Raw genomic sequence first — 6,661 nt, forward strand, 5'->3', positions numbered from 1 at the left:
GCCGCCATCGACCTCGAAGTGAAGGAACGCCATGAAAGCCATTCGATTCGACCGGTTCGGCCCGCCCGAGGTGCTCGCCCTCGTCGACATCGATGAACCGCATCCCCAGGCCGGCCAGGTACGCATCAAGGTGCGCGCCGCGGGTGTCAACGGTCTCGACTGGAAGCTCCGAGCCGGGCTCGTGCAGGACGTCTTCGAGTTGTCACTCCCCAGCGGCACCGGTACGGACGCCGCGGGCATCATCGACGAGGTGGGCGACGGCGTGACCGACGTCCGGATCGGCGACCGTGTGTTCGGGGTCGGCACCGGCGCCTTGGCGGAGTACACCGTGCTGGACGCGTGGACCCTCATGCCGGAGGGCTTGTCCTTCGCCGAAGCGGCCGGCTACCCGATCCCCGTCGAGACGGCGTTGCGCATCGTCGACCAGATCGGCGTCCAGCCCGGCCAGACACTGCTCGTCAGCGGCGCCTCGGGCGGGGTGGGCACGGCCGTCGTTCAGATCGCGCGGGATCGGGGCATCACCGTCATCGGCACGGCCGGCGCCGCCAACCAGGACTACCTGCGAGGCTTGGGCGCGGTGCCTACGACGTACGGCGAAGGACTCGTCGAACGGGTCCGCGCGCTCGCACCGGACGGCATCGACGCCGCGCTCGACATCTCCGGCTCCGGCGTCATCGCGGAGTGCGTCGAGCTCACCGGCGACCCGTCGAAGGTGCTGTCCATCGCGGACTTCACCGCCCCTCAGCACGGCGCCCGAGTGTCCTACGAGGCCGTCGACATGCCCGCCGCGCTACGCCGAGCCGCCCACCTGTACGCCACGGGCGTACTGGAGATCCCGGTCGACAAGACGTTCACCCTGGCCGACGCGGCCGCCGCACAGGCTCACAACGAAGCCGGCCACGCCGCGGGACGAACGGTCGTGACCGTGCCCGACCCGACACCTCGAACCTGACCCCGTTCAGTCCCGCCCGGCAGCGGCCACGTCGACGCACACCACTCCCTTGTTGCCGTCCTGGTCGGCGATCACAGTCTGCGAGGGCGCGTTGCTGTCGTCCACCACGGTCCCGCCAGCGGCGAGGGCGTCAGCGATTCGCTGGCCGGCCACCTCGGGCGCCACATAGACCTCGAGGTGGAACCGCTGGCGCGGAGTCTCGTGCTCCTCGGCGTCGGAGAACCACAGGTTGGGGACCCGTCCCGTGGCCTCCCGAATCTCGTCGCTGGGCGTCCCGCGGCCCTGAGACGCGGCGCTCCCGGTCAGCAGGGCGGCCCACACCGGGGCGATGGCCGCGGACTGCGCCGTATCGAGGCCGAGCTCGACTTCGCTGACCGAGGCCGGATCGGTGTCGAGCCCGTGATCGGCGGCGATCTCGGTGATCCGTCGCGCGAGGTCGACGTCCTGCTGGGTCACCCACTCGACGACGCGCTCGGTGCCGTCGTCCTCGCGGTAGACGGCGTCGTCGCTGACCAGTTCGAAGTCGACATAGCCCTTGCCCATCGACACGCGCGGATGGTGCCCGACCGCGTCGCCCGCCTCGCCCACCGCGACAACGAACCGGACCCCGCTGCCGAAATCCTCGACCAGGTAGCGGGTGTGTAGTCCCTGTGCCAGCTTTCGCCAGTCGGTCAACCCGGCCTCGGCGATCTGCTGGCTCCTCAGCATGTCCATGGACGCGGACCCTATCCCCGATACAGCCACAACGCGCTAGAGCCGGCCGGTCAGGGTTTGTGCACTCGGTCGACCTTGACGGTGAGGATGACCCGCTGCTGCGGGCCACCGCCGAAGCCGGGGTAGGGCCGGCCGATGTACTTCTGAGACAGCTCGTCGATGTTCTCGCGGGCGCCGTCGGTCGTGGCGTCCACGACACTGCCCCGCAGAGCCCAGGAACGTGACGGTGCGGCCGGGTCGGCGATGCCGATGGCGATGCGCGGGTCGCGTCTGACGTTGCGGGTCTTCTGGTGGGTGTCGACCGTGTTGATGAGCACGTGTTCACCGTCGGTGGAGGCCCAGGTCTGAGAGATCTGCGGCGACCCGTCGGGCATGAGAGTGGTGACGAAGCAGATCGCCTTGGCGTTGAGGACGTCGAGCAGGTCGTCGGGCAGAGCCATGCTGAACCTTCACCTTTTCTGGTCGTTGTAGAGGTGGTCGATGACGTTCTCGTCCGGCGGGTCACCGGACAGTTCGGCATGGCGCAGCCCCGTCAGGGCGATCGTGAGAGCGCGCCGCCACAGGTCCGGGGCGAAGGAACGGGAGGCGTCCATGACGCCGCCCACCATCACGTGCACGGCAGCGAAGTCGGCGGGCGTCGCCCCGGCCGGCAGCTGACCCGCACGAACAGCGCGGGCGATCAGGCCGGCCACGAGCGGGGTCATCCGCTCGTGGGCCCGCCGCACCAGGGCGGTGGCCTGGTTGCGACTGCGCAGCAACTCTCCAAGACCACGGCTCTGCGCTTCGACCTCGAGTTGCTGCTCGAGGAACCAGGTGAGCCCGGCCCACGCGTCGTCGTACCGCGAAGCCTGCTCAGCGAAGCTGATCACCGTATCGATGTGCTCGCTGAACAGGGCGTCCAGCAGATCCTGCCGTTGCGGGAAACGCCGGTACACGGTGCCCATCCCCGTGCCGGCAGCCCGGGCGATGTCTTCGTAAGGAACGTCCAAGCCGGCCGAGGCCATGAGGTCGTACGCCGTACGCAACAGGAGCTGCCGGTTGCGTTCAGCATCACGACGCAGCGGAGGTTCCGGTTCGGCCACCCGCTGACCATACATAAGTGGAAGATATCTTCCAAGTTGAATTTAGTTTCCAACTAGCGGGACGGCCATTGGCAGGGGATGTCAAATACGTGCCACAGGCACAGCCGCCTCGCCAAGGGTGGCAGAACTTTGACACCGCGAAATCACTGTCTCCAGCGCATCTGCAGGGACATCACGTCTGGACCGACCCGGCGGCTACAGAGTTGGAACAATTGAGAAATGTCAAAGCAATGACACAGGACCAGTCTGCTTTCACTAGCAACAGCCGACGGCACAGGGCGGAGAGCTCGGGACGCCGGCGGCTCGCCCGGGACATCTACCTCCGCACGATCCGCCGTGCCGCGACCCCGGCGTCACGCACCCTCCACCAGGAACGGAGTTCTCACATATGTCCTCCACCAGCAAGCGGATGCGCGCGCTTGTAGCCACGGGCGCCATCGGGACGACCATGGCTCTCGTGCTCGCCGGCTGTGGCGCCCGAGCCGGCGACGACACGGCCGGCGCCGGGTCGTCGGCGGCAGCCAGTTGCGTCGACACCTCCGGCGACACCGTCAAGCTCGGCTTCCTCAACTCCCTCACCGGCGGCATGGCGATCTCGGAGAAGACCGTCTCGAACGTGCTGCACATGGCCACCGACGAGATCAACGCCGACGGCGGCATCCTCGGCAAGAAGATCGAGTACGTCCAGGAAGACGGCGCCACCGACTGGCCCACCTTCGCGGAGAAGACCGAGAAGCTGCTCACCCAGGACTGCGTCGCCGCGATCTTCGGCGGTTGGACCTCGTCCTCCCGCAAGGCCGTGAAGCCGGTCGTCGAGAAGTTCAACGGCCTCTTCTTCTACCCGGTGCAGTACGAAGGCCTCGAGTCCTCGCCGAACATCTATTACACCGGCGCGACCACGAACCAGCAGATCATCCCGGCGATGGACTTCCTCGCCGCCAAGGGGGTGAAGACGCTGTTCCTCGCGGGCAGCGACTACGTCTTCCCCCGCACCGCGAACGCGATCATCAAGCTCTATGCGGCCAACCTCGGCATCAAGATCGTCGGCGAGGAGTACGTACCCCTCGACAAGGACGACTGGACAAGCCAGGTCGCGAAGATCGCCGCGGCCAAGCCGGACTTCATCTTCAACACGATCAACGGCTCGTCGAACGTCGGCTTCATCAAGGCGTACTACGACGCCGGCCTCACCCCCGCGAAGACGCCGATCATCTCGGTGTCGATCGCCGAGGAGGAGGCGCCGGCCATGGGTCACGAGGTCACCGGCCACTACGCGTCCTGGAACTACTTCCAGTCGCTCAAGACGGACACCAACCCGGAGTTCATCAAGAACTGGAAGGCCTATCCCAACAGCAGCGGCGTCACCTCCGACCCGATGGAGGCCGCCTACATCTCGCTGTACCTGTACAAGGCCCTCGTCGAGGCGGCCGGCTCGTTCGACGTCAACGCGGTGAACGCCGCAGCGAAGTCGAAGACCATCACGTTCGACGCGCCGGAGGGCAAGGTCACGCTCGACGGCGAGAACCACCACATCTCCAAGCCGGGCCACATCGGACGGATCAACGCCGACAACCAGTTCGACATCGTCTGGGCCTCGGACAAGTTCATCGAACCCGACCCGTACCTCGAAGGCTACGACTGGTTCCCGGCGGACATCCGCAAGCAGCTCACGGACGCGGCGGGCTGATCACCCTCGGGGTCGCATGTCACCGATGGCATGCGACCCCTCCCCCTACAGGACGCTAGAGAGAGCGAACGCACGTGGACGCATTGATGGCACCACTGCTGAACGGCAGCGCCCAGGGCGCGCTGCTCCTGCTCGCCGCGCTGGGCCTCTCGCTCACCTTCGGCCAGATGGGCGTGATCAACATGGCCCACGGCGAGTTCCTCATGATCGGCGCCTTCGCCGCCTACCTCGTCCAGCAGGTGATCACCGCCAGCAACCTGTCGATCCCGGTCGCGCTGCCGGTCGCGTTCGTCGTCGCCGGCCTGTTCGGCCTCGTGCTGGAGGTCACCATCATCCGCTGGATGTACCGCCGGCCCCTCGACACCCTGCTCGTCACGGTCGGCGTCGGCCTGATCCTTCAGCAGGCGGCATTGCAGATCTTCCCGTCCCAGGGTGTCCCGGTGGAGAAACCCCGCTGGCTCGACGGGCAGCTGACCATCCTCGGCTACAACTGGCCGCTGCGGCAGGTGTTCACCATCCTGCTCGCGACCGTCTGCGTCGCCGCGCTGTCAGCGTGGCTCAAGTACACCTCGTTCGGCCGCCGCATCCGGGCGACCGTGCACAACCGGGACCTCGCCGAGACCACGGGGATCTCCACCCGCAGCATCGACCGCCTCACCTTCTTCGTCGGGTCTGGTCTGGCCGGCGTCGCCGGGGTGGCCGCGTCGCTCATCGGCGGCACGAACTCCCAGATGGGCGCGCAGTACATCATCCCGGCCTTCCTCGTCGTCGCCGCCGGTGGCATCGGCCAGCTCAAGGGCACCGTCATCGCCGCGTGGGCGGTGGGTGTCGCCCTCTCGTTCTTCGCCTACTGGACGACCGGCAGCCTGGCGCAGGTGCTCGCCTTCATCCTCGTGATCGTCTTCCTGCAGCTGCGCCCGCAGGGCCTGTTCACGGTGCGAACCAGGAGTCTGGCATGACCAAGCCTCGTACGACCGGGCTGAAGCCTTGGATCTCGCTCAGCGGCATCGGCGTGTTCGCCGTCCTGCTCCTCGCGGTCGCCCCCCTCGTACTAACCGACCACTGGCTCAACAACCTCGGCAAGTACTGCTGCTGGGCCATCGCCGCCGTCGGCATCGGCCTGGCCTGGGGCCGGGGTGGAATGCTGGTGATGGGGCAGGGGGTGTTCTTCGCCCTCGGCGCCTATTCGATGGCCATGCACCTCACCCTGGAGACCGCCGGTGACCGGATCCCCGGGTTCATGGTGCTCTACGATCCGCTCGCGCCCCTCCCGATGTTCTGGGAGCCTTTCCGGAGCGCGGGGTTCACCCTGCTGGCGATCGTTCTGCTCCCGGTGGTCGTGGCCGGCGCCCTCGGCTACGCGCTGTTCAAGCGCCGGGTGAAGGGCGCCTACTTCGCGATCCTGACCCAGGCGCTCGCCGTCGCGCTGGCCGTCCTGATCAGCTCCACGATCCGCGAGACCGGTGGCGACACCGGGCTCAGCGACTTCAAGTACTTCTTCGGCTTCGTGCTGAACGACCCGGCGAACCGGCAGATGGTGTACCTCATCGCGGCCGCGCTGCTCATCGTGTGCCTGCTCGCGGTGTGGCAGTTCTACCGCAGCCGCTTCGGTGAACTGCTCGTCGCCACCCGGGACGCCGAGGAGCGGGTGCGCTTCCTCGGCTACGACCCGGCCAACATCAAGCTTGTCGCGTTCATCGTCTCCGCGCTGATGGCCAGCATCGGCGGAGCGCTGTTCGTGCCCATCGTCGGCATCATCACCCCGGCCGAGATCGGCGCCGCCGCCTCGATCTTCATGATCGCGGGCGTTGCCCTGGGCGGCCGAGCGTCGCTCTTCGGCCCCGCGCTCGGCGCGATGGCGGTCGGATGGGGGCAGTCGAGCCTCGGCTCGACCTGGCCCGACGGTTGGACCTACGTCCTCGGTCTGCTGTTCATCGTCGTCATCCTCTTCCTGCCGAACGGGCTGTCGTCGCTGCCGGCGAGGCTGGCTGCAGCACGCCGGAAGCCGGACGTGCCACCCACTCCGGCGATCGCCGCCGCCGAGCTCGAAGAGGCTCGGTCGTGACCGCCTGCACCGAGCAGCACTTCCGTGAGTTGCACGCCCAGGCCGCAGGCGAGGGCCAGAAGGGCACGACAAAGGAGGCACAGCCGTGACCGCCTGCACCGAGCAGCACTTCCGTGAGTTGCACGCCCAGGCCGCAGGCGAGGGCCAGAAGGGCACGACAA

The 6,661-nt window shown here is 67.5% G+C and carries 7 protein-coding genes; 4 read left to right on the plus strand and 3 right to left on the minus strand.

The genetic code is table 11. The features are described from left to right. Window positions 1–31: 31 nt before the first annotated feature. Window positions 32–952 (plus strand): NADP-dependent oxidoreductase, encoded by a 921-nt coding sequence (locus KXC43_RS13685; RefSeq protein ID WP_221376409.1) that lies wholly within the window; start codon window positions 32–34, stop codon window positions 950–952. A gap of 6 nt (window positions 953–958) precedes the next feature. Here KXC43_RS13685 and KXC43_RS13690 read toward each other — a convergent pair whose 3' ends face one another. From KXC43_RS13690 to KXC43_RS13700, 3 genes are read right to left on the minus strand one after another with little or no spacing between them, the layout of a single operon-like run. Next, entirely contained in the window at window positions 959–1,666 is a 708-nt protein-coding gene (locus tag KXC43_RS13690; RefSeq protein WP_221376410.1) for a 4a-hydroxytetrahydrobiopterin dehydratase, read from the minus strand. Between the two features lie 50 nt (window positions 1,667–1,716). Then, window positions 1,717–2,106 carry a TIGR03618 family F420-dependent PPOX class oxidoreductase gene (locus KXC43_RS13695; protein ID WP_221376411.1) on the minus strand — a complete coding sequence of 130 codons (390 nt, stop codon included), beginning with the start codon at window positions 2,104–2,106 and terminating at the stop codon, window positions 1,717–1,719. A 9-nt stretch (window positions 2,107–2,115) separates the two neighbouring features. Further along, window positions 2,116–2,748 (minus strand): TetR/AcrR family transcriptional regulator, encoded by a 633-nt coding sequence (locus tag KXC43_RS13700; RefSeq protein WP_308129072.1) that lies wholly within the window; start codon window positions 2,746–2,748, stop codon window positions 2,116–2,118. Window positions 2,749–3,136: 388 nt separating this feature from the next. Here KXC43_RS13700 and urtA point away from each other — a divergent pair, with 388 nt between their 5' ends. The 3 genes from urtA to urtC all read left to right on the plus strand — a co-directional run bounded on the left by urtA (window position 3,137) and on the right by urtC (window position 6,500). After that, window positions 3,137–4,435 (plus strand): urea ABC transporter substrate-binding protein, encoded by a 1,299-nt coding sequence (gene urtA / locus KXC43_RS13705; protein ID WP_221376413.1) that lies wholly within the window; start codon window positions 3,137–3,139, stop codon window positions 4,433–4,435. Window positions 4,436–4,521: 86 nt separating this feature from the next. Further along, a complete protein-coding gene (urtB, locus tag KXC43_RS13710) occupies window positions 4,522–5,394 on the plus strand; it encodes an urea ABC transporter permease subunit UrtB (RefSeq protein ID WP_221376414.1) in 873 nt (290 codons plus the stop codon). Beyond that, window positions 5,391–6,500 (plus strand): urea ABC transporter permease subunit UrtC, encoded by a 1,110-nt coding sequence (gene urtC / locus KXC43_RS13715; protein ID WP_221376415.1) that lies wholly within the window; start codon window positions 5,391–5,393, stop codon window positions 6,498–6,500. The genes urtB and urtC overlap by 4 nt, the downstream gene beginning before the upstream one ends. Window positions 6,501–6,661 lie beyond the last annotated feature (161 nt).

This window comes from Paractinoplanes polyasparticus, assembly GCF_019710575.1.
Classification (GTDB): domain Bacteria; phylum Actinomycetota; class Actinomycetes; order Mycobacteriales; family Micromonosporaceae; genus Actinoplanes; species Actinoplanes polyasparticus.

Coding starts and splice junctions, on each gene's coding strand:
- KXC43_RS13690 (WP_221376410.1), bottom strand. CDS start 1,666: ATGGACATGCTGAGGAGCCAGCAGATCGCCGAGGCCGGGTTGACCGAC.
- KXC43_RS13695 (WP_221376411.1), bottom strand. CDS start 2,106: ATGGCTCTGCCCGACGACCTGCTCGACGTCCTCAACGCCAAGGCGATC.
- urtC (WP_221376415.1), top strand. CDS start 5,391: ATGACCAAGCCTCGTACGACCGGGCTGAAGCCTTGGATCTCGCTCAGC.
- KXC43_RS13685 (WP_221376409.1), top strand. CDS start 32: ATGAAAGCCATTCGATTCGACCGGTTCGGCCCGCCCGAGGTGCTCGCC.
- urtA (WP_221376413.1), top strand. CDS start 3,137: ATGTCCTCCACCAGCAAGCGGATGCGCGCGCTTGTAGCCACGGGCGCC.
- urtB (WP_221376414.1), top strand. CDS start 4,522: ATGGCACCACTGCTGAACGGCAGCGCCCAGGGCGCGCTGCTCCTGCTC.